Below are 445 nucleotides of genomic sequence, written 5' to 3'. Positions count from 1 at the left end.
GGGCAGGGATGGTCGCCTTCTCGACCGGCGCGCGATAGGCGAGCTCGGTGAGCGCAGCCATAGGCAAGGCCGCCGCGATCGGATATTTGGTGGTCCAGAATTTTTCGTGCAGCGCGTTCCGCGCCGGAAAACTGCGCTCCCTGCCGCCGACGAGCTCGGCAATCTCTCTGCCCCAAGGCAGGGTAAGGACCTCGGCGCCCGACGCCTTGACGCCGAAATTAGGCGAGATGAATGCGATTGCCGCGACGCCGTCGGAAGCACCAGGCTGGGCTGCAGCCCATGTCGCCAGTGAGGCGCCAGTCGAGGTGGCGATAACGATCACCTTCTCGCCGATCGTGCGCCCGATCGCCAGTGCCTCCTCATAGTCGTTGATCCAGGCATTCACGCTGCCTTCGGCCATGGCCGCGCCGTCCTGCCCGTGGCCGGTCAGGCGGGTGTAGAAGAG

At 65.6% G+C, this 445-nt stretch carries 1 pseudogene; it reads right to left on the bottom strand.

Going from position 1 to position 445, the window contains the following annotated elements:
• Window positions 1-445 (bottom strand): annotated as a pseudogene (locus EOA32_RS37805) (alpha/beta hydrolase); the annotation flags it as partial.

Origin of the sequence: Mesorhizobium sp. M1A.F.Ca.ET.072.01.1.1, from assembly GCF_004023325.1 — a bacterium.
Classification (GTDB): Bacteria; Pseudomonadota; Alphaproteobacteria; order Rhizobiales; family Rhizobiaceae; genus Mesorhizobium.
Note: the sequence above shows the minus strand (reverse complement) of the source record. Positions and strands in the feature narration are given on the sequence as shown.